Raw genomic sequence first — 21,273 nt, forward strand, 5'->3', positions numbered from 1 at the left:
GTCCGGTTCCGCCCCGGACGTCAGGAGGTCCGCGCGCAGGGTGCCCGGCAGCGCCCGCAGCGTCCGCAGCGTCCGCGGCAGCCCTCGCACGGCCCGTTCCCACGGCCTTCGCCCCGGGCGCCGCGTCGTCCGTCCCCGTCCCCCCGTGTCCCCCCGATCCACGACGCGCACCCTACGGCCCGGGGACCCGGCAGGAGTCGTCGCGGCTCGGCCGGGCGGGGCGCCCTTCCCGTACGGCGGTGCTCCCGGCCCGCGACCGGCCCGTCTCATAGCTGCGGAACGCCGCCCGGCAGATCAGTAGGGCCACGGCGAACGCGGGCAGCCAGGCCAGGCGGGCGAGCACCCAGCCGGGGGTGTCGGGCGGGGTGTGCAGGCCGGGCAGGGGGACGTCCAGCAGCAGACCGGTGACGGTGACCGCGATCATCGCCGTCTGGTGCCACAGGAATATCGTCATCGCGGAGAGGTTCGTCACCGCCACCGCCGCCCAGACCGCCGGGCGGCGCAGCACCCTGCGCAACGGCGCGAGGAGCAGCAGGGCCGCTCCGCACTGGGCGAGGCCGAAGCAGACCGCGGCCAGGGTCGGCGGGTCGAGGTTGGAGACCTCCTCGCCGGGCACGCCCACCATGGTCGGCGGATAGCCGGCCCACAGCACGAGCGCGACGGCGGCAGCGGCTCCGCCGAGCAGCAGGGCCCATCCGGTCCTGCGTCCGCGCAGTTCGCCCCGGGACCAGGCCGCGCCCAGGCAGTACGGCACCAGCCAGCCCGCCGCCACGTTGCCCCAGGCGTACGCGCCGGGCGCGTCCGAACCGAACCGGTGGACGTCGGTGATCAGGACGACGGCGAAGGGCCAGAGCGGGTGCAGTCGCGTCACCAGCGGGGTCACCGCCGTCAGCAGCGCGAAGACCGCCACGAACCAGAGCGGGGACCAGACGAGCCGGCAGAGTGTGAGCACGGTGTCCTGGTCGGCGCCGAGGGCGAGCATCGCCGCCACCGCCACGGCCCACACGACCAGCACGACGACGACCGGCCGCAGCAGCCGGGCCAGCCGCCCGCGCAGCCACTGCCCGTGGCTCTCGCCGCGGGCGCGTGCACAGGCGTGGCTCCGTGCGCCGACCAGCCCGCCGACCACGAAGAAGACGGCGAGGGTCTGGAACACCCAGGACAGCGGGGCGAGTCCGGGCATGGCGCGCAGGGGGCTCGCGCCGTGCAGGGTGCCGCTGTCGGCGACCAGCGCGGTCACCAGCCAGTGGCCGAGGACCACGCCGAGGATGGCGAGGGCGCGCAGGGCGTCGACGGCACGGTCGCGGTCGACGGGGGTGGCGGCGTCGATCCGCCGGACGAGGTCACGCACGGCGGTCTCCCACGGGTGCCGCGGCCGGGGCCGCCGCGGCCACGATCCCGGCGATGTTCCTCAGCGGTACGGAGCCGGGGCTCAGGTAGTCGCTGTGTCCGCCGTCGCCCGCTTCGAAGATCCGGGCGCCGAACGCGGGCGAGACCGGGTCGGTGCCGAATCCGATGTCCGTGAAGGGGAGCCGGAGCCTCAGATGGGGCACGCCCGCGATCCAGTCGTCGTCGCCGCGGCCCGCCCAGACGGTGGCCGTGGTACGCAGGTCGGCGGCCGTCGCGTAGCCGGTTCCGGGGCTTCCGTACAGGACGATGTCCTGGACGGGCAGTCCGTGCGCGGCCCTGGCGCAGACGACGGAGCCGTAGGAGTGGCACAGGAGGGTCGTCGCGGCCCCGGGCCTGAGTGCGCGCATTTCGCGCACGAAGTCCCGGAGCGCGGGCGCCGCTTCGCCGGCCCGGCCCGGGGTGAGCGCGGCCGGGCTCACCGTCGCGGGGGTCCGGTAGCCGAGCCAGACGACGACGGCCGTCCCGTCGCCGAGTTCCTCGTGGAGGGCCGTTCCGCCGCCGCGCAGCCGCCCGTAGTGGTCAAGGTCCATCCCCGCGCCGGGGACCAGTACGGCGATCCGCTCCGCGTGCGCCAGGTCGCCGAAGACCTCGGCGCCGCGGCCGCCGTCGCGGCCGTCGAAGGAGAGGAAGCGGCGTCCGGGCTGCGCCATGACGCGCAGCGCGGCGGCCCGTCCGCGGTCGCCGTGGGCGGCGGCGGCCCGCTCGGCCGCCCGGATGTCCGCGCGGGTCGCGGCGTAGCGTTCGGCCAGTGCCCCGGGGGTGGCGGTGCGCAACGGGTCCTGTGCGGCCGGGGCGGGTGCCGGTACGGCCGCGGGTCCGGCGGCTCCCGCGACGGGCACCGAGACCGAGGCGGCCACCAGTGCGGCGAGCAGGCCGCGACGCAGGCGGGAGGTGCGCGTTGGGGACGGCATGACGGTGTTTCCTTCCGTACCGGACGGCCGGGTCGCCATCGGGTACCGAAGCTAGGGACGCGGCCCCGTAGTCGGCGTCACGCCGGGGCGTGAAGCTCTCCCGTAGCTCCGGAGGACTAGGGGTACGAGGGGGCTGCCCGGCCTCTCCCGGTCTGTCCGGCAAGGGCATTGACGGGTCATTGGTACAGTCGCAACCGGATCGTCCCGTACAGGAGGCCGACGGAGCATGGCGGTGGACGCCCTCGACACCCGCATCCTGCGGCTGCTCATCGAGCAGCCGCGGACCAGCCTCCGCGAGTACGCGCGCATCCTCTCCGTCGCCCGGGGCACCCTCCAGGCTCGTATCGACCGGCTGGAGCGGACCGGTGTGATCACCGGAACGGGGCCGGTCCTCTCCCCCGCCGCGCTGGGCCACCCGGTGCTGGCCTTCGTCCATCTGGAGGTCACCCAGGGGCATCTGGACGAGGTCGGCGAGGCGCTGGCCTCGGTGCCGGAGATCGTCGAGGCGTTCTCGACCACGGGCGGCGGCGATCTGCTGGCCCGGGTGGTGGCCCGCGACAACGAGCATCTGGAGGACGTGATCCAGCGGTTGATCCGGTTGCCCGGGGTGGTGCGGACGCGGACCGAGGTGGCCCTGCGGGAGCGGGTGCCGCACCGGCTGCTGCCGCTGGTCGAATCGGTGGGCCGCACGGCCGCGGCGGGGCCGGACGTGTCGGCGGGCCGGTCGCCCGGCAGTCGCTGACGCCGTATCGGGGGATCGTGGGGCATCCCCGACGGCGCCGCCGGGTCCTGGAGCCACCCGGGTTCCGCAGGCCCGGTCGACCGGCGGGCCGGAGGTCCACCGGGTCCGGGCCGGGGCCCGGACCGGGGCGCGGTCGGAGGGCGTCGCAGGGCCGCCGTCGGCACGACCACCGGCACCTCACGAGCCGAAACCCCCTGAAACACGACGAATCCCCATGGGTCCGCGCGGACCGTACGGGCGGGAGCGGGGCGTGCCGTCGCGGTCCGGCAGCCCGATATCCTGATCACGCCGCGCGCCCCCCACCTCGCCCCGATCACGGTCGGGGCGCGCCGTGGCAGTCGGAGCGGCCCACAATTCGAGAATGGTGCACAGGTGCTGGTAGCTGGTCGGTACCGCTTGACGTCCCCCATCGGCCGTGGCGGCATGGGTGAGGTGTGGCGCGCCGAAGACGAAGTGCTCGGCCGCGCGGTGGCCGTGAAGCTGCTGCTGGGCGATCACGCGGACGAGTCCGCCACCGCCCGGTTCCGCCTGGAGGCCCAGACGGCGGCCCGCCTGAGCCACCCTCATCTGGTGGCGGTCTTCGACTTCGGGGCCTGGGAGGGCCGCTTCTTCCTCGTGATGGAGCTCGTCGAGGGCATAAGCCTGGGCGGTCTGCTCACGGCCGAGGAGCGGCTCGACGCCGAGCGCGTCGCCCGGATCGCCGGCCAGGCGGCCGCGGGGCTGGCCGCGGCCCACCGACAGGGCATCGTGCACCGCGACATCAAGCCCGGGAACCTGATGCTGGACGCCGAAGGCTCCGTCAAGATCGGCGACTTCGGCATCGCCCAGTTCGTCGACGACCCGTCGGCCGCCCTGACCACCACGGGGCAGATCGTCGGCACCAGCCTCTATCTCGCCCCCGAGCGGGCCCTGGGACGTACCGCGGAAGCGGCGTCCGACATGTACTCCCTCGGCTGCGTGATCTACCAACTGCTGCTGGGCGAACCGCCGTTCCGCTCGGACACGGCGACCGCCACGCTTTACCAGCACGTCGACACGGCGCCCGTGCCGCTCAGGCAGCGGGGCGTCGACGTGCCCCCGGCCTTCGACTCCTACCTGCTGGGGCTGCTCGCCAAGCAGCCCGAGGACCGGCCCACCGCCCAGCAGGTCGCCGACTGGTTCCAGAGCGACGCGTGGCGGGGCCGGCCGGAGCCCATGCCGTCGTACGGTGCGCCACCCGCCGCGGCGCCGGGCGGCGTCCCGTACGCCTCGGCTCCCGCGCCCCGGTTCGACCCCGCCCCGGCGACGGGCGGCGCACCTCAGGCCCCGGGCCCGACGACGTACCGCATGCCGCAGGCCGGGGGGCACCGGCGCCGCCAGCCGGCCCCGCCCGCGCCCGCCCTGCGGCTCACCACCGCCCGGGCGGCGATCAGGCGTCGGCCCAGGGTGGCCAGTGCCATCGCCGGTACGGTCGCCTTCATCGCGGCCGTGTACCTGGGGATGAGCCTGTTCGCCCCCGACTCGGGCCCGGCGGACACCCCGGACAGCGGTCCCACCGCGAACACCGGTCCCGCCGCGAACACCGGGGACTCCGAGACCCCGGCGCCACCGGCCAGGGACGGCGGGAACGACGAGGGCGACGAGGGCGACGAACAGGACTGAGGGGCGCACCGCCGTGACGCCGCCAGGACCGGCGATCCGGCCGGACCCGCCCTGACGCCTTGTCGGGGCACGGCGGACCAGGGCGAACTGTGCATATTCCCGGGACCGTTGCGCGAATCGGCCACGCGGCTTGACCAAACTTGCCAAGTCGCCCGGGGGCCTCCGCGATTTATTGACGCGGCCATGGCGACATGTGAGTGTTCGGTCGCTCGATCACGGACGACGGCGACGCGGGCGGCCGAGGCCGTGCCTTCGAACCGACTTCTGCAGCCCGGCCTTCGGCCGAACACCGCCGGTTCGAAGACATGGCCGAACCGGATTCGACACCGCGCGCCGCTGCCCGTGATCGGGGCCCCCACCGACCCGAGGAGCCTCGATGAAACGCAGACCGTTGACGGCCGGGACCACCCTGGCCGTCCTCGCCGGAATGCTGGTCGTCAGCGGCGGCCAGTCGGCCTCCGCCGAACCCTCCCCGCCCGCCCCCACCGCCCGCGCCGCGATCCAGGCCGCGGTGTCGGCGGCCGACCGTGCCGCCGCCAGCGGTCTCGACACGCTGGCAAAGGGGCCGGACGAGCGGTACGAACGCCAGATGGTGACCCCCTGGGTCGAGGGCATGTACTCCGTCGCCTACCAGCGCACCTACCGCGGTCTGCCGGTCGTCGGCGGGGACGCCGTCGTGATGGCCGACTCCGAGGGCCGGGTGCGCGGCACGCAGTCGGCGCTCCCCCGGCGGATCGACGTACCGACCACGCCGACCGTCTCGGCCGCCGCGGCCGAGAGCGTCTCGCGGGGGCGGCTCGCCGCCGTGGACCGGGTGGAATCGCACCGCCTGGTGGTGCGCGCCGCGGGCAGGACCCCTCGCCTGGCCTGGGAGACGGTTCTCACCGGACGCACGGCCAAGGCACCGAGCCGCCTGCACGTCTTCGTCGACGCGGGCAACGGCAAGGTGCTCGACAGCTACGACGACGTCAAGGCCGGCACCGGCAACAGCCAGTGGAACGGCCCCGGCCCGCTGACCATCGACACCACCGCTTCGGGCGGGAGCTACTCGCTGCGCGATCCGAACCGGACCGGGCTGAGCTGCGCCGACTACAGCACCGGCAGCGTCTTCAGCAAGTCGAGCGACTCCTGGGGCACCGGCAACGCCTCCAGCAAGGAGACCGGCTGCGTCGACGTCATGTGGGCGGCCCAGCACGAGTGGAACATGCTGCGGGACTGGCTCGGCCGCAACGGGCACGACGGCAACGGCCGCAGCTGGCCTGTGAAGGTCGGCCTGAACGACGTCAACGCCTACTGGGACGGCTCGTCGGTCTCCATCGGGCACAACAACGCCAACCAGTGGATCGGCGCGATGGACGTGGTGGGCCACGAGTTCGGCCACGGCATCGACCAGTACACGCCCGGCGGCGCCAACAACGAGTCCGGTCTCGGCGAGGCCACCGGCGACATCATGGGCGCCCTGACCGAGGCGTACACCAACGAGCCGGCGCCGTACGACGATCCCGACTACACCGTCGGCGAGAAGATCAACCTGGTCGGCAACGGTCCGATCCGGATCATGTACAACCCCTCGCAGACCGGCGACCCGAACTGCTACAGCTCCTCGATACCCAACACCGAGGAGCACGCGGCGGCCGGTCCGCTGAACCACTGGTTCTACCTGCTGGCCGAGGGCTCCGCCCCGGGCGGCGGCAAGCCCGCCAGCCCGACGTGCAACGGCTCCTCGGTCACCGGTGTCGGCATCCAGAGCGCCGGCAAGGTCTTCTACGGCGGCATGCTGCTCAAGACGAGCGGGATGACCTACAAGCGCTACCGCACGGCCACCCTCACCGCCGCGAAGAACCTCGACGCGAGCTGTGTCCTGTTCGACCGCGCCAAGGCGGCGTGGGACGCCGTCAGCGTGCCCGCCCAGAGCGGCGACCCGACCTGCACCTCCAACGGCAACAACGACTTCACGCTGTCCCTGGACCCGTCGTCCGGCTCCGTGAAGCCGGGCGCTTCGGTGACCGCCGCGGTGCGGACCACGGCCGGCTCGGGCAACGCGCAGACGGTGCAGCTGTCGGCGAGCGGTCTGCCGAGCGGCGTCACCGCCTCCTTCAGCCCGTCCTCGGTGCAGTCCGGGGCGTCCTCCACGATGACCGTCTCCGCGTCGTCGTCCGCCGCGCCGGGCGCGTACACGTTCACGGTGAAGGGTGACGGCTCCCAGAGCCACACCGCCCAGTACACCCTCACGGTCGACAACGGCGGCGGCAACCCGGGCGGCGGGGTGCCCGACATCGGCGTCGCGGCCGTGCAGGCGCACCTGACGCAGCTGAACACCATCGCCACTCAGAACGGCGGCAACCGCCGGGCGGGCAGCGCCGGTCACACCGCGTCGGTGGCCTATGTGAAGGGCAAGCTGGAGGCGGCCGGATACGCCGTCACCGAGCAGACCTGCACCAGCTGCACCTACCGCGGCAACAACCTGATCGCCGACTGGCCGGGCGGCCCGTCCGACCAGACCGTCATGTTCGGCGCCCACCTGGACGGCGTCTCGGCCGGGCCCGGCATCAACGACAACGGTTCGGGCTCCGCCGCCCTGCTGGAGAACGCCCTCGCCCTGGCCAAGGCGAGCCCGACGATGACCAAGCACGTCCGCTTCGCCTGGTGGAACGGTGAGGAACAGGGGCTGCAGGGTTCGAAGTTCTACGTCGGACAGCTCACCTCCGCCCAGCGCGCCGCCATCAAGGCGTACTACAACTTCGACATGGTCGCCTCGACCAACGGCGGCTACTTCATCAACAACCTCGCCTCCGCCGCGTCCGCCCCGATGAAGGAGTACTGGGACTCGCTGAACCTCGCCCCCGAGGAGAACGTCGAGGGCCAGGGCCGGTCCGACGACTACTCCTTCCAGCAGGGCGGCATCCCCACCTCGGGCTACGCCACGGGCGCGAGCGACACCAAGACCTCGGCGCAGGCCGCCAAGTGGGGCGGCGCGGCGGGCCGTTCCTACGACCCCTGCTACCACCAGTCCTGCGACACCACCGCCAACATCAACGCGACCGCGCTCGACCGCAGCGCCGACGGGATCGCCTACACGGTGTGGAAGACCTCCGTCGGCAGCACGGCGCCCGTCGACGACTTCTCCGTCGCGGTGCAGCCGGCCTCCGGCAGCGTCCAGCCGGGCGGATCCGTCACCGCGACCGTGAAGGCCGCGACCACCAGCGGCTCCGCCCAGACGGTGAAGCTGACCGCCTCGGGCGCCCCGAGCGGGGTCACCGTCTCGTTCGACCCGGCCTCCGTGCAGTCGGGTTCCTCGTCCACGATGACCGTCTCCGCCGGGTCCCGGACCGCGCCCGGCACCTACACCCTCACCGTGACCGGTACCGGCACGGCCACCCACACCACCACCTACTCGCTCGTCGTCGGCGGTGGCAGCGGCAGCTGCCAGGCGGCCCAGGCCGTCACCAACGGCGGCTTCGAGAGCGGGGTCGCGCCGTGGAGCCAGACGGACGGTGTGATCAACAACCGGACGTCGGAGAAGCCCGCGCACAGCGGCTCGTACATGGCGTGGCTCGGCGGCTGGGGCTCCACGCACACCGACACCCTCACCCAGCCCCTGACGGTCCCGGCCGGCTGCTCGACGTACCAGCTGTCGTTCCACCTGCGCACCGACACCGCCGAGTCGGCGGGCTCCCCCGCCTACGACACGCTCACCGTCAAACTGGGCACCAGGACGCTCGCCACGTACTCCAACGCGGACGCCACGAACTCCTACGTCCAGAAGACCTTCGACGTCGGCGCGTTCGCCGGACAAACGGTCACCCTCGGGTTCACCAGCAGTGAGGACGCCTACCTGCAGACCAGTTTCGTCGTCGACGACGTGACACTGAACGCGAGCTGACGAAGCCCGCACGGCACACCGGGCGGGGCGCGTGCGTACGCGCCCCGCCCTCACCGTTCAGCGGACGACGGCCGCCAGCCGGCGGGTGAAGTCGTCGTTCTCCGCACGGCCGGCGCGTGCGACGGCCAACCTGCCGAGCAGACCCCGCAGTTCGTGCCCGAGCAGCGCCGATGCCGTGACCTCCGCGGTGTCCAGCACGGGCCGGGCGATGGCGATCGCCGCCTGCGGGTCGTGGGCGCAGGCATGGGCGTCGGCCATCCGCACCAGGAGCAGTGCCCGCGCCGAGCGCATACCCGGCGGGAGCAGTTCCAGGGCGGCGCGGCTCGCCTCGACCGCGCGCAGCGCCAGCCGCCGCTCCCCGGTCGTGACGGCCAGGTCCCGCAGCGCACCGGCGGCCCCGGACTCCACCCTCAGACGCACGGAGGCGACGGACAGCCAGGGCGCCTCCCCCTCGTCCCGCTCACCGACCCGGTCCAACTGCGCCCGGGAGCGGTCGATGTGCCCCAGGGCCTGCCGGACGTCGCCCCGCACCGCGTGCCCGCGCGCCAGGTAGACGTCGCTCATGGCAGCGGCCCAGTCCCGCCCAACGGCGGCCTGCCGGACGGCGCCTCCGTAGGAGAGCGCGGAGGGCGCGTCACCCTCCAGCCGCGCCAGGGTGCTCATGTCGCTGAGCGCGGCCACCTCCGTCCCGACATGACCGGCCAGGTCCGCCCAGACCAGCGACCGGTCGAGCCAGGCCATCGCCGTCGCGCTGCGGCCGCGCAGCAGCCGCAGGCACCCGGCCGACTGCGCGTACTCTGCGGCCAGCGGCGCCAGTTGACGCTGGTACGGGGCGGCGGGCAGTGCCATCCAGCGGAGCATGGCGTGCAGGGTGCGTTCGACCACGGCGGTCGCCCCGGGCCAGGCCCGTTCCTCGTCGGCGCGCAGACAGACCGCGAGCAGCGCCGTCAGGGCGTGCACGGTGTCGGCGTCCAGCGGCGGGCGCGCGACGGCGGCCGGACCCAGCTCGCAGAAGGCCGAATGCAGCGCGACGGTGTCGGCCAGCGCGGGCACGGCGCAGCCGTCGCGGCCGTGCAGCGGGCACACCAGCCCGTAGGTGGGCAGTCGCGCGGGCAGGACGACGTCCGGCGGCAGCATCGAGAGCAGGTCGCCGCCCGCCGGTTCGCCGGGCAGCGGACCCGTGCGGGCGCCGGTCGTCGGCCGGCGCGCCGAGTGCCCGTCCTCCGGGACGCTTCCCGGCCCCTCCGCCTCCGCGGCCTCGCAGGCGCCGAGGAGGTCGCCGCCCGCGGTCAGCAGGTCGTCCAGCCTGCGGGCGAGCGGCAGCGGCGTCTTGCGGGTGCCGTGCTCCAGTTTACTGATGGCGGTGTGGTCGTATCCGACGCGGGCGCCGACCTGGGCCTGGGTGAGCCCGGCGCGCCTGCGCCACTGGCGCAGCCGGGTCCCGAAGACCAGCCACGCCTCGGCGGTGCGGGCATCCGGCGAGGGGCCCACGTACTCGGTCACCCGGTGCTCCGCGGAGCCGTGCGGGACGCCCCTCCCATGCCATGTCCATGGCTCATGGCGGGAGAATAGCGAGCACGTGTGCGTGCTGTCCCCGGTGCGTCGGGAAGACGGCGCCGCCCCGCACGCCGCCCGGACATCCGTCCCGGCTGTGCACAACACCCGTGCCTCCCCCGTCGGTTGGACCGGGCGGGGTTGCATGAACAAGTGGCTCGCCGGGCATAGGACCGGTAGTCCGAGTGGAGGTGGTGGCCGTGGGCCGCATCAGGATCGTCCGACGTCCGCAGCCGCCGTCACGGCCGCGCCCCCTCGACCTCCGGACCCCGTCCGGCCGCCCGTTGCCGTACTGAGTCCGCGCGGCGCGGTGCGCGGCTTCTTCCGCGGGACCGCCGCACGACCTGGCCGGTGAGGAAGAGCCGCAGGGTGATGTGTGCGCAGGACCGGAGCCCTTCCGGTGGTGTTCCGCGTACCGGCCCCGGCCGGCGCTTCCTGGCGTCGGTGGTGGGACGCGACGGACTTCTCGCGCCCGTCCACCACCGGTCGGGAGTCGGTTCATGGAGTACGCAGTGCTGGGGCTCGTTCGGGAGCCTGTGAGTGGTGTCGCGGGCCGAGCGGCCGATCTCGTCGACACGATGGGAGGCCCGGGGGCCGGTCCCGCCATCGCCCTGGAGAACCTCTTCCCACCGCTGCCCGGCGAGGTCGTCCTGCCGCTGACCGGCTCCGCGGCGGGCCCGGTTCCGCGGCGGCCCTCCCTGATCGATGATGGGGCCCAGGGCCGCCGTCCTCGGTACGGCACCGGCCGACGCGGAATCAGGAAGAAGGGGTCCCATGCGGGAAGCGACACCGGACCGGTCTCCGTCGGACGAGGGGCCCGTTCACGGTCCGGACGAGGAGGCCCAGGTCATCGTGGTCGGGGCGGGGCCCGCGGGCTCGTCGGCGGCCTTCCATCTCGCGCGGGCGGGGGTCGACGTCCTGCTCCTGGAGAAGTCCGGTTTTCCCCGGGAGAAGGTGTGCGGGGACGGTCTGACGCCGCGCGCGGTGCACCAGCTCATCCGGATGGGCGTCGACATCAAGGCTCCGGGGTGGACGCGTTCGCGCGGGATGCGCTGGGTGGCCGGGGACCACCGTGTGCACATCGACTGGCCGTCGCTCGGGCGCTACCCGGATTTCGGGCTGACCCGCAGCCGGCACGACTTCGACGACATCCTGGCCCGGCACGCCGTCGCCGCGGGGGCCCGGCTGCGCGCCGGGGTGAAGGTGACCGGGCCGTCGACCGACCGGGCCGGGCGCGTCACGGGCGTCACGGCCACCACGACCGCGACCAAGGAACCGCTGACGTTCCGCGCGCCGATCGTGGTCGCCGCCGACGGCGCATCGGCCCGCCTCGCAATCGCCCTGGGGCTGCAACGGGACGCGCGCAGGCAGATCGCGACGGCCGCCCGCCGCTACTACCGCAGCCCGGAGCGCTCCCGCGAGGACTACCTGGAGCTGTGGGCCGATCTGCGCTTCCCGGACAGCGACGCCCACCTCCCGGGCTACGGCTGGATCTTCCCCATGGGCGACGGCCGGGTCAACGTCGGTCTGGGTGCGCTGCCCCACCGCAAGCACGGCTCGGCCGATCTGCGCGCGGCGCTGGACCGGTGGCTTGACCGTACCCCGAGCGCGTGGGGGCTGAGCGAGGAGAACGCCGAGGGCCCCGTGCGGAGCGCGGCTCTTCCGCTGGGCTTCAACCGTCATCCCCTGTACACCCGCGGACTCCTCCTCGTCGGCGATTCCGGGGGCATGATCAGCCCCTGGAACGGTGAGGGCATCGGGCAGGCCATGGAGGCGGGGGAGGTCGCGGCCGAGACCGCCGCGCTCGCGCTCGCCCTCCCCCCCGGGACCCGGGAGGGAGCGGGTGCTGCGCGGCTATCCCGTGGAGATGAACCGCCGCTGGGGGCGCTACTACCGCCTCGGCAACGCGGCCGCCGACCTCGTCTTCAGCCGGTCGGGGTTCCAGCCGGTCCTCAACCGGTACGTGATGGGGTCGCCGTTCCTGCTGAACACCCTCGCCCGGCTGCTGACCAACCTCACGGACCGGCCCTCGCGCGATCTCGTCGACCACCTGCTGAACGGTGTCGTACGCGTCGTGCCGGAACCGAGGACGCGGACCGGACGCTGAGCCGGGGCGTGCGTCGCCGGGTGTCGCGCTGCCGCCCGCCGACCGGAGTCGGGTCCCGGTGCCGTCGCCCGCGACGGCTGCCGTAGGACGTCGGCCGGGGACGAGGGACAGCCCTCAGGACCGGCGGCGGGGCCTTCCGCGCCTGCTGCCGCCCTTGGTGCCGCCGCCGGAGGTGCCGCGTCGGCCCTTCCCGGCCGTTTGGCCGGCCGACCTGCCGGTCGCCCTGCCCGCGCCGCCGGCCGAGGACTTGCGGCGTGCGTCGCCCGTGCGGGGGCGCTCGTCCTTCGGCTGCGCCGGGGTCCTGGGACGGCCCCGCGTGCTGTTGACGGTCCGGCCTCGGACGATGCCGATGAAGTCGTCCACCAGGTCCGTCGTCTCGTCCTCCGGCCACGACAGCGCGACCCGCGACTGAGGGGCGTCGGTCACCGTCCGGTAGGTGAGGTCCTTGCGGTGGTGGAGGCGGGCGAGCGACTGCGGGACGACGAGGAGACCCACTCCGGCCGCCACCAGTTCGACGGCGTCCCCGGTCGTGGCGGGGCGCTCGATCGCGGGACGTCCCGGCGGGCACTCCCAGTCGAGGGTGTCGTCGAGCGGGTGCAGCACGATGTCGTCGGCGAGGTCCTCCGTGGAGACCTCATCGGCCGCCGCGACGACGTGGTCCTTCGGCACCACCACGACGGTCGTCTCCGTGTAGAGCGGGATCGCGCTGAGGCCCGTCCGGTCGGTCGGCAGCCGCAGCAGCCCGGCGTCGGCGCCGCCGTCCCGCAGCAGGCCGGCCGCCTCGGCGGCCGGCACCGCGACGAGCTCCAGCGGGACGTCGGGCAGCCGTTCGCGCCAGATCCGCACCCACTTGGCGGGCGTCACCCCCGGGGCATGGGCGAGCCGGAACACGGGGGCTTCTTCGGAGCTGGTCACCCCGCAAGGTTACCGGCCCTGGTCAGAGGCGGTGCGCACGCTCGATACCCTGGACACCATGACGTCGCACAAGACCGCCCAGACGATGAAGCCCGCGACCGCGGCGAAGAAGCTGGGCGTGTACCTCGAGGCCACCCCCGCCGCGTTCCGGGAGGGTGTCGTCTCGCGCACCGAACTGAACGCGCTGCAGTCCGATCCGCCCGAGTGGCTGCGCGAGCTGCGACGCAACGGCCCGCACCCCCGTCCCGTGGTCGCGGCGAAGCTGGGGGTCTCCATCTCGGGTCTCGCCCGCGGCGGGATCACGGACGCGCTCACCACGGAGCAGATCGAGGAACTGAAGAAGGAGAACCCCGACTGGCTCCAGCGGGAGCGCACCACCCAGGCGGAGGTCCGGAAGGAAACGGTCCGCATCAAGGAGAAGCAGGCGCAGAAGGAGAAGCGCGCAAAGGACTCCGGACAAAGCGTCGACCCGCGCGACTGACTCCCGCGCCTCGCGGCGGCCCCCGGGCCGTCGCGAGGGAGCTTGCCACCCCTCAAGGGCCCATTTGGCATACCATCCCTCCATGGCCCTTGCGACTCTGGTGAACGTCCGCCCCTGGGGCGCCGAACCCGTGGACATCGTGATGTCCGGGGCCGCGATCGAGGCCGTGGTGCCCGCGGGCCGGGCGAGCGTCGGCGGCGAACGCATCGACGGCGGCGGGCTCCTGGCACTGCCCGGCTTCATCAACGCACACGCCCATGTGGACAAGAGCTGGTGGGGGCAGCCCTGGGTCCCGTACGGCGGCGAGGCCACGACGCAGGGACGCATCGCTCACGAACGCGCGACGCGTGACGGACTTGGTATCCCGAACGCGGCCTCGGCCACGGCGGTGCTCCGCGAGTTCCTCCGGCACGGCACGACGGCGGTACGCAGCCACGTGGACGTCGACCTCGGTGTCGGGCTGCGCGGGATCGAGACCGTTCGCGAGGCGGTGGACTCCCTCGGCGGTGCCATCGAGGTGGAGATCGTCGCGTTCCCGCAGGACGGCGTGGTCCGCCGTCCCGGGGTGCTGGATCTGCTCGACCGCGCGGCCTCGGCCGGAGCGACGAGCATCGGCGGCATCGACCCCGCGTCCGTCGACCGTGATCCCGTGGCACAGCTCGACGGACTGTTCGCGGTCGCGGAGCGGCGTGACGTGGGCCTCGACATCCATCTGCACGACGGCGGGGAGCTCGGCGCGTTCCAGTTCGAGCTCATCATCGACCGCACCCGGCGCTCCGGGCTCCACGGCAGGGTGACGATCTCCCACGGCTTCGCCCTCGGGGAGCTCCCGGCGGAGCGCCGGCAGGACCTGCTCGACGGCTGCGCGGAGACCGGCATCGCCTGGACGACCGTGGCCCCGCCCCGCACCGCGCCGCTCCCCTGGCTCGGGATGCGGGAACGCGGCATCCCGCTCGGTCTCGGCACCGACGGAATCCGCGATCTGTGGTCGCCCTACGGCGACGGCGACCTGCTGCGCGTCGCGCTCGGCTTCGCACGGCTCCACGGCCTGCGCACCGACGAGGACCTCGTCCACGCGGTGGAGCTGGCCTCCACCCGCGCGGCCGGGTTCGTCCATCGAGCGGTCCACGACCTCGTCGCGGGGGCACGCGCGGACATCGTCCTGGTCGACGCCGAGAACACGCAGGACGCCCTCGTCCGCGCGCCGCGCCGACAGCTCGTGATCTCCGGCGGCCGAGTGGTCGTGCGCGACGGCGAGCTGCGGGTCTGACGTTCCCGGAAGGGCGCGGGTGCCGACGCCCGGGCGAGGCGCCCTTGAGCAGAAAGCCGGACGCTCCGGCGCGCAGCGCCTCGTACACGTACTCGTCGAGGTCGAAGGTGGTCAGGACGAGCACCCGGTGGCGGACGACGACGCGGTGACGCGTCGGGTCGCCTCGATGCCGCGGACCCCGGGCATCCGTATGTCCATCAGTACGACGTCGGGGGCCAGTTCAGCGGCCTTGGCGACGGCGTCGGCACCGTCCACGGCCTGCCCGACGAGCTACGCGTACGCTCCCGGTCCTGCGCCCCCGAGGGGTACCGGACCGGGAGCGAGGACCGCGGTGCCCGGAGCGGGCCACCGGGGAGGTCAGGGCTTGCGCGCCACTCCGGCGTACATGTTCGTCGTGGTGGCGGGCGGTTCCTCGCCTGCCGGAGGCCGCCACGAGGTCATCGGCACGACACCGGGATCCACCAGGTCCAATCCGGTGAACAGCCCCTCGACCTCCGCCCGGTCGCGCAGGTGCATGGGGATGCCGCGCTCGGTGTACTCGCGCGCGAGGGCCTCCGAACCCGGCGCGAGATCGGCCGTGGCGAGCGTGATCGCCAGATGGCTTCCGGGTGCGAGCGGTTCCATCAGCGTCTCGACCAGGCCCTGTGCGTCCGCGACGAACTGGAGCATCGCGATGACCGTCACCGCGACCGGCCGCGTCAGGTCGAGGGTCCGGTGGAGGACCTGATCGGCCAGGAGGGCGCCGGGGGCGTTCATGTCGCTCTGGATGTACGCGGTCCGGCCCTCGGGGGTGCTGCGCATCAGTGCGTCGGCGTGCGCGAGGACGACCGGGTCGTTGTCGACGTAGACGATCCGCGCCTCGGGGGCCACGCCCTGCACGACCTGGTGCAGGTTGGGTTCGGTCGGGATGCCGGTGCCGATGTCGAGGAACTGGCGCATCCCGGCCTCCGTCGCCAGCCAGTGCGCCATGCGGCGCATCGCCGCCCGGTTCGCCAGCATGCTCGTGCGCAGACCGGGCCAGGCCCTCAACGAGGCCTCGGCCGCCAGGCGGTCCACCTCGTAGTGGTCCTTGCCGCCCAGAATGCAGTCGTACACCCGTGCCGAATGGGCCCGGCCGCCGACCCGTTCGGTCTCCCGCTGGTTCATGCTCCACCGCCTGGTTCGTCGTCGTTCTCCGCGCCCGAGTCGGCGCGGCGGGCGCGGCCCGCTCGGGTGCGGGCCGTGCTCACGTGTCGGTCGCAACCCGTGACTCAGGAATAGAAGTTGCGCTGCCACCGGTGCCGGGACAGCACGGCGAGCTGCGCCGCGGTGAGCGAACGCCCGTCGCTGACGGCCGTGTTGCGCTCGACGTTGCGCACGCTGCGCATGCCGGGGATGACGGTGGAGACCTCGGGCGAACTCAGCACGAACCGCAGGGCGCACTCGGCGATCCCGTCCGTCGCGACACCGAGGTCGGCGGCGATCGCGGCCACGCGCCGTTCGACCTGTGCCGGGCGGTCGTCGCGGAAGTACCGCCCGCGCCAGTCCCCTTCGGGGAACGTCGTGCCCGCGGTGATGCGACCGGTCAGACCGCCCTCGTCGAGCGGCACCCGGACGATCACGCCGACGCCGTGTTCCGCGCAGGCCGGCAGCAGCTCGTCGGCCGGTGCCTGGTCGAAGACGTTGTAGATGACCTGCACACTGTCCACGGCGCCGCTGCGTACGAGCGCGAGCGCGCTGTCGGGCCGGTGGTCGTTGACGGAGACGCCGAACAGGCGGATCTTTCCCTCCTGTTTGAGCGTGGTGATCGTCTCCAGCCAGTCGCCGCGGCCGACCCAGTCGTCGCTCCAGACGTGGAACTGCAGCACGTCGAAGTGGTCCAGCCCGGATACGCGCAGACTGGTCTCCAGGCTCTCGCGGATGTGCTCGCCCGGGAACGTCTCGGCCGGATCGACGCCCTCGGGGGCCGGCCACATCTGGTTCTTCGGCGGCACCTTGGTGGCGACGAGCACCTCGTCGCCGGACCGTTCACGCACGACCCGGCCCACGATCCGTTCGCTCTCGCCGTAACCCCGGGCGGTGTCCACGAAATTGACGCCGAGTTCGACGGCGCGGTGCAGGGCGCGCACGGACTCGCTCTCCGTGGCCCCCACCCAGGCGGACTCGCCGATGCCCCAGGCGCCGTAACCGATCTCGGACACCGACAGCCCACTGCGTCCCAGCGCGCGACAGCGCACAGTCGTCCTCCTCGTCGTCGTCCCCGTCCCGGCGGCGCCGTCGCGCTCGCCGGTCAATCCCACCAGACGATAAGCGACTTGGGGCGGATGTGACGGGTGGGTTTCGCGAAGACCGCCACCGCGGCGCGCCGCACGACGGACGCGCCGCGGTGGTGCACCGCTTCGTCGTTCCGTTCGTCCGTCGTCTCGATCATGACGATCGCCTCCGGGCCCGATGCCGCGTCTTCCGTCGACGCGACGGCAGACCGCGTTGCGGTTTCCGGGAAAGGGCGGGTGGAAGGGGGCCATGGACGAGCACTCCCCGATCGCCGCCACGCCGGCCCGGGCGGGCCCCCGCCTCAGGCGCATCCGCCGCCGCGTGCGAAAGCGGTCTCCCCGGCGCCGCGCCCCGTTCAGCCGCCGGCTCGACGGCCGGCGAGCTCCCGACCGATCCGCGCGATGTGGGTGCGGGAGATGCCAGCCGCGTCGAGCAGTTCGGCGCTGGTCCCGGAACCCGGCAGGTCGCGTACGGCGAGATGGGCGAACACCGGGGTCAGCCGCTGCGCGGCGAGCGCGGACAGCACGGCCTCGCCGATGCCCCCCTCGGGGTGGTGGTCCTCCGCGACGACCAGTGCTCCGGTGTCCCGGGCGGCGCGGGCGAGCGTGTCGAGGTCGACCGGCTTGACGGAGTACAGGTCGACGACGCGCGCGGGGACACCGTCGGCGGCCAGCGCGTCCGCCGCGGCGAGGCATTCGTGGAGGGTGACGCCCGCGCCGACGAGGGTGACCCGGTCGGCGGGGCCGGAACGCAGGGTCTTGGAACCGCCGACGGGGAACGTCTCGTCGGGTGCGTAGAGGACGGGGTAGGCGCCCCGGGTGGTGCGCAGGTAGGAGATGCCGTCCAGGTAGGCCATGGCGGCGGTCAGGGCGGCGGTGGACGTGGCGTCGGAGGGGTAGAGCACGGTGGAGCCGTGGACGGCGCGCATCATGGCGAGATCCTCCAGACCCATCTGGGAGGGCCCGTCGGCACCGATCTCGACCCCGCAGTGGGTTCCGCACAGGCTCATCGAGATCCCGGAGACGGCCGCCATGCGGATGAAGTCGTGGGCCCGGGTGAGGAAGGCGGCGAAGGTGGTGGCGTAGGGACGGTAGCCGCGCGCGGCCATGCCGACCGCGGAGGCGATCATCTGCTGTTCGGCGATGTAGGTCTGAAAGTACCGTTCGGGGTGGGCCTTGCCGAAGTCCTCCGCGTGGGTGGAGTTGCCCACCTCGGCGTCCAGGGCCACGATGTCGGGCCGGTCGCCGACCGCGGCGAGCGCCTTGCCGAAGGCCACGCGGGTCGCGACGGTCTCGCCGGTCCGGAACTGCGGCAGCACGACCCGCACCGGGGCGGGCGGGGCGACCGTGGGGGCCGCGGGCGGCCGGTGGCCGCGCGCGGTGAGGTGGCGTACGCCGCCGAGTTCGGCGACGGCACGGGCGGCGAGGTCGTCGGGCAGCGCCTTGCCGTGCCAGCCCTCCGCGTCCGCGATCTCGAAGACGCCCTGGCCCTTGACGGTGCGGGCGACGACGACGGTGGGGGCCTGCCCGTCGCGCGCGGTGGTCAGGGCCTCGTCGACGGCCGCGAGATCGTGGCCGTCGACGACGAGGGCGCGGCAGCCGAACGCCTCGGCGCGGCGGGCGTAGGCGCCGGTGTCCCATCCCAGCTCCGTGGGACCGCGCTGGCCGAGCCGGTTGACGTCGATGATCGCGACGAAGTTGGCCAGACGGTGGCGGCCCGCCTTGTCCAGGGCCTCCCACACCGAGCCCTCGGTCATCTCGCTGTCGCCGCACAGGACCCACACGTGGTACGGCTCGTGCTCCAGGTCGCGTCCGGCGAGCGCGATGCCGACCCCGTACGCGATGCCCTGGCCCAGCGATCCGGTGGCCGCGTCCACCCAGGGCAGCACCGGAGTGGGATGCCCCTGGAGGCGGGAGCCGGCGCGGCGGTAGGTGGTCATCAGCTCCTCCTCGCCGATCGCGCCGACGGCGAGGAACATCGCGTACAGCAGGGGCGAGGCGTGCCCCTTGGAGAAGATCAGGTGGTCGTTGGCGGGATTGTGCGGGTGCTGCCAGTCGTAGCGCAGATGGCGGGTCATGAGGACGGCCATCAGGTCGGCGGCGGACAGGCTGGAGGTCGGGTGCCCGGAACCGGCGAAGGTGCTGGAGCGGACGGAGTCCACGCGCAGTTGCTGGGCCAGTTCGAAGACCTCGTCCAGGCCGCTGTCGGGTCCGAGGGCGGTGCGGGTGTTCTCGGCCGTCATCACGGCCTCCTCTCGTCCGGTCCTCCGCTTCCCGTCCGCCGCCTCCCGACGGTCCGGTTCCGCGTTCCGGGCGTTCCACGGCCGTCGGCGCGCGGCCACGGGGCGGCGCGCCCGGGAGCGGCGCGGCACAGCGGGGCACGCACCGTGCCCCGTGCCGACCGTATGTCCCGGGCGCGCGGGCCGCGATTCAGAACCTGCCGGGTGCCCTCGGGCCGGAAACCGGACGCGGCACGGCGCATGCGGTGCCAAGGCGCCGGAAACGTGCGTGCCGGGGTGTGGCCGCACCGGTCACAGGTCCCCCGACAGGCTCTCAGGCGCGGGACGGTCCGACGGTGCGGTCCAGGAGGGCCAGCAGCGCGGTCCAGTGGCGTTCGTCCGCGTCGCGGTCGTACGCGGCGGTGTCCGCCTGGGTGAATCCGTGCCGTGCCCCGGCGTAGATCTCGCCTCGATGGCGCACGCCCGCCGCGGTGAGGGCCTCGTCGAGGCGGGCGACCTGCTCGGGCGGCAGCGCGGGGTCCTCGTCGGCGTGGCCGAAGTACAGCTCCGCGGTGATCCGGTCGGCGAGCAGATGGGGGCTGTCGGCGGACTCGGTGGCCAGCTGCGCGCCGTGGAAGCCGGCCGCGGCCGCGATCCGGTCCGGGTAGGTGCCCGCGGTGCGCAGGGCGAGGCCGGCGCCCATGCAGTACCCCGTGACGGCGACGGGCCCGTCGGCGGCCGCGGGGCAGTCCGCCAGCCGGCTCAGGTAGGCGTCCGCGTCGCGCATCGCCAGGTCGGGGGTGAGCGAGCGCAGGATCGGCCCGAGGCGCTCGAAGATCTCCGGACGTGCGGCCGGATCGATGAAGTCGGGCAGCTCGACGACCGGGGCCCGGCCGTGGCGGTAGAAGACGTTGGGGACCAGGACGGTGTATCCGGCTCCGGCGAGACGGTCGGCCATGCTCCTGAGCCGGGGCCGGAGTCCGAAGGCGTCCATGTAGAGGAGGACCGCGGGATGCGGCACTCCGTCGTCCGGGTGGACCAGATAGGCGTCGGCGATGCCGTCCGGTGCGGCGATGTCCACGGATGTCCCGTGCACGGCGGTCATGGGCGGTTCCCTTCACTTCTCGCTTGCGGCGGTTCTTCGTGCTCTCGGCGGTGCTTCCCGCTGGTGGCGGTTCTTCCCGGCCGTGGCGCCGGCCGGCGCGCGGGGACGGCCGGGCGGTAGGTGACCGGCGCCCCGGCGGGAGGGGACGGCACCGACCATGTCATGAGCACAGTTCCTGTCCCCCGACTCGGTATCGTCGAGCGGCAGCCTCGGTCGAAGAACAGTACTCGGGCGGACAGCAGGTGCGGTTTCCGGCAGGGAACCAGGACGGTGAAGGATGCGGAACCCCGATGACAGACAACTCCGACATGATCGAATTCGTTCGGGCGCGTCTCGCCGAGGAGGAGCGGATCGCCCAGGCGGCCGGCGGGGACACCTGGCGCTGCCCGTCCGGCATGTCCGGCGAGGTCCACGACCGGACCGGTGCCATCACGTTCAGCCTGCGCGGTCACGGTTTCGATCAGCACATCGCCCTCCAGGACCCCGCGCGCACCCGTCGTCGCATCGAGACGAGCAGGGTTCTCCTCAACGAGTACGCGGAGGTCGCCGACCAGGACACCGACCGTCCCGACCACGACTTCTCGTCCGGTCGCGCGGTCGGTCTCGGTTTCGCCGTGCGGCAGCTGGCCGCGGAACACGCGGGCCACCCCGACTACCGGGCGAAGTGGCTGCCGCGGTTCATCCACTAGGGCGTCAGCGAGGCCCCCGGGGGCGGCCGTCGTGTCCGGCGGCGGCCGTCCGCCGACCGGAACCACCGCTTCGCCGGGCAGTCGACCGGCGCCG

Annotated in this window: 15 protein-coding genes and 3 pseudogenes; 8 read left to right on the top strand and 10 right to left on the bottom strand. The window is 73.5% G+C overall.

Annotated features, from left to right (window positions below; all coding sequences use genetic code 11):
• Positions 1-172 precede the first annotated feature (172 nt).
• Both AMK22_RS07280 and AMK22_RS07285 read right to left on the bottom strand, forming a co-directional pair.
• Positions 173-1,351 (bottom strand): acyltransferase family protein, encoded by a 1,179-nt coding sequence (locus AMK22_RS07280; RefSeq protein WP_073782483.1) that lies wholly within the window; start codon positions 1,349-1,351, stop codon positions 173-175.
• Positions 1,344-2,321 carry an alpha/beta hydrolase gene (locus AMK22_RS07285; protein ID WP_073782485.1) on the bottom strand — a complete coding sequence of 326 codons (978 nt, stop codon included), beginning with the start codon at positions 2,319-2,321 and terminating at the stop codon, positions 1,344-1,346. Before AMK22_RS07285 ends, AMK22_RS07280 begins: the two co-directional genes overlap by 8 nt.
• 226 nt (positions 2,322-2,547) lie before the next feature.
• On the opposite strand from AMK22_RS07285, the gene AMK22_RS07290 reads away from it, so the two are divergent.
• From AMK22_RS07290 to AMK22_RS07300, 3 genes are all read left to right on the top strand, one after another.
• On the top strand, positions 2,548-3,063 hold the full coding sequence (locus tag AMK22_RS07290; protein WP_073782487.1) for an Lrp/AsnC family transcriptional regulator: 516 nt from the start codon (positions 2,548-2,550) through the stop codon (positions 3,061-3,063).
• 423 nt (positions 3,064-3,486) lie between these two features.
• Entirely contained in the window at positions 3,487-4,704 is a 1,218-nt protein-coding gene (locus AMK22_RS07295; RefSeq protein ID WP_242433878.1) for a serine/threonine-protein kinase, read from the top strand.
• A 376-nt stretch (positions 4,705-5,080) separates the two neighbouring features.
• On the top strand, positions 5,081-8,587 hold the full coding sequence (locus AMK22_RS07300; protein WP_199883146.1) for a M28 family peptidase: 3,507 nt from the start codon (positions 5,081-5,083) through the stop codon (positions 8,585-8,587).
• A 57-nt stretch (positions 8,588-8,644) separates the two neighbouring features.
• On the opposite strand, the gene AMK22_RS07305 is transcribed toward AMK22_RS07300, so the two are convergent.
• Entirely contained in the window at positions 8,645-10,090 is a 1,446-nt protein-coding gene (locus AMK22_RS07305) for a helix-turn-helix domain-containing protein (protein ID WP_073782493.1), read from the bottom strand.
• 551 nt (positions 10,091-10,641) lie between these two features.
• Between AMK22_RS07305 and AMK22_RS40625 the strand changes: the two are divergent.
• Together AMK22_RS40625 and AMK22_RS07310 are read left to right on the top strand one after the other, a co-directional pair.
• Positions 10,642-10,818: pseudogene (locus AMK22_RS40625) on the top strand (DedA family protein); the annotation flags it as partial.
• A gap of 97 nt (positions 10,819-10,915) precedes the next feature.
• Positions 10,916-12,248: pseudogene (locus tag AMK22_RS07310) on the top strand (geranylgeranyl reductase family protein).
• Positions 12,249-12,362: 114 nt separating this feature from the next.
• Here AMK22_RS07310 and AMK22_RS07315 read toward each other — a convergent pair.
• A complete protein-coding gene (locus tag AMK22_RS07315; protein ID WP_073782495.1) occupies positions 12,363-13,163 on the bottom strand; it encodes a LysR substrate-binding domain-containing protein in 801 nt (266 codons plus the stop codon).
• Positions 13,164-13,221: 58 nt separating this feature from the next.
• On the opposite strand from AMK22_RS07315, the gene AMK22_RS07320 reads away from it, so the two are divergent.
• Together AMK22_RS07320 and AMK22_RS07325 are read left to right on the top strand one after the other, a co-directional pair.
• The gene (locus tag AMK22_RS07320; protein WP_073782855.1) at positions 13,222-13,644 is read left to right on the top strand and encodes a DUF5997 family protein; all 423 of its coding nucleotides are present in this window, start codon (positions 13,222-13,224) and stop codon (positions 13,642-13,644) included.
• A gap of 82 nt (positions 13,645-13,726) precedes the next feature.
• Positions 13,727-14,914 (top strand): amidohydrolase, encoded by a 1,188-nt coding sequence (locus AMK22_RS07325; protein ID WP_073782857.1) that lies wholly within the window; start codon positions 13,727-13,729, stop codon positions 14,912-14,914.
• A 34-nt stretch (positions 14,915-14,948) separates the two neighbouring features.
• On the opposite strand, the pseudogene AMK22_RS07330 reads toward AMK22_RS07325, so the two are convergent.
• The 6 genes and pseudogenes from AMK22_RS07330 to AMK22_RS07350 all read right to left on the bottom strand — a co-directional run.
• A pseudogene (locus AMK22_RS07330) lies at positions 14,949-15,184 on the bottom strand (response regulator); the annotation flags it as partial.
• 87 nt (positions 15,185-15,271) lie between these two features.
• Complete coding sequence (locus AMK22_RS07335; protein WP_073782497.1) at positions 15,272-16,060, bottom strand: SAM-dependent methyltransferase; 789 nt, start codon at positions 16,058-16,060, stop codon at positions 15,272-15,274.
• Positions 16,061-16,164: 104 nt separating this feature from the next.
• The gene (locus AMK22_RS07340; RefSeq protein WP_073782499.1) at positions 16,165-17,130 is read right to left on the bottom strand and encodes an aldo/keto reductase; all 966 of its coding nucleotides are present in this window, start codon (positions 17,128-17,130) and stop codon (positions 16,165-16,167) included.
• A 53-nt stretch (positions 17,131-17,183) separates the two neighbouring features.
• Positions 17,184-17,324 carry a hypothetical protein gene (locus AMK22_RS39425; protein ID WP_158072027.1) on the bottom strand — a complete coding sequence of 47 codons (141 nt, stop codon included), beginning with the start codon at positions 17,322-17,324 and terminating at the stop codon, positions 17,184-17,186.
• 198 nt (positions 17,325-17,522) lie between these two features.
• Complete coding sequence (locus AMK22_RS07345; RefSeq protein WP_073782501.1) at positions 17,523-19,409, bottom strand: transketolase; 1,887 nt, start codon at positions 19,407-19,409, stop codon at positions 17,523-17,525.
• 310 nt (positions 19,410-19,719) lie between these two features.
• Entirely contained in the window at positions 19,720-20,490 is a 771-nt protein-coding gene (locus AMK22_RS07350) for a dienelactone hydrolase family protein (RefSeq protein WP_073782503.1), read from the bottom strand.
• 290 nt (positions 20,491-20,780) lie between these two features.
• Between AMK22_RS07350 and AMK22_RS07355 the strand changes: the two genes are divergently transcribed.
• Positions 20,781-21,179, top strand: a complete 399-nt coding sequence (locus AMK22_RS07355; protein WP_073782505.1) for a DUF6221 family protein — start codon at positions 20,781-20,783, stop codon at positions 21,177-21,179.
• Positions 21,180-21,273 lie beyond the last annotated feature (94 nt).

Origin of the sequence: Streptomyces sp. CB01580, assembly GCF_001905795.1 — a bacterium.
Taxonomy (GTDB): domain Bacteria; phylum Actinomycetota; class Actinomycetes; order Streptomycetales; family Streptomycetaceae; genus Streptomyces.

Coding starts and splice junctions, on each gene's coding strand:
- AMK22_RS07285 (WP_073782485.1), bottom strand. CDS start 2,321: ATGCCGTCCCCAACGCGCACCTCCCGCCTGCGTCGCGGCCTGCTCGCC.
- AMK22_RS07290 (WP_073782487.1), top strand. CDS start 2,548: ATGGCGGTGGACGCCCTCGACACCCGCATCCTGCGGCTGCTCATCGAG.
- AMK22_RS07295 (WP_242433878.1), top strand. CDS start 3,487: ATGGGTGAGGTGTGGCGCGCCGAAGACGAAGTGCTCGGCCGCGCGGTG.
- AMK22_RS07300 (WP_199883146.1), top strand. CDS start 5,081: ATGAAACGCAGACCGTTGACGGCCGGGACCACCCTGGCCGTCCTCGCC.
- AMK22_RS07320 (WP_073782855.1), top strand. CDS start 13,222: ATGACGTCGCACAAGACCGCCCAGACGATGAAGCCCGCGACCGCGGCG.
- AMK22_RS07325 (WP_073782857.1), top strand. CDS start 13,727: ATGGCCCTTGCGACTCTGGTGAACGTCCGCCCCTGGGGCGCCGAACCC.
- AMK22_RS07335 (WP_073782497.1), bottom strand. CDS start 16,060: ATGAACCAGCGGGAGACCGAACGGGTCGGCGGCCGGGCCCATTCGGCA.
- AMK22_RS39425 (WP_158072027.1), bottom strand. CDS start 17,324: ATGATCGAGACGACGGACGAACGGAACGACGAAGCGGTGCACCACCGC.
- AMK22_RS07345 (WP_073782501.1), bottom strand. CDS start 19,409: ATGACGGCCGAGAACACCCGCACCGCCCTCGGACCCGACAGCGGCCTG.
- AMK22_RS07350 (WP_073782503.1), bottom strand. CDS start 20,490: ATGACCGCCGTGCACGGGACATCCGTGGACATCGCCGCACCGGACGGC.
- AMK22_RS07355 (WP_073782505.1), top strand. CDS start 20,781: ATGACAGACAACTCCGACATGATCGAATTCGTTCGGGCGCGTCTCGCC.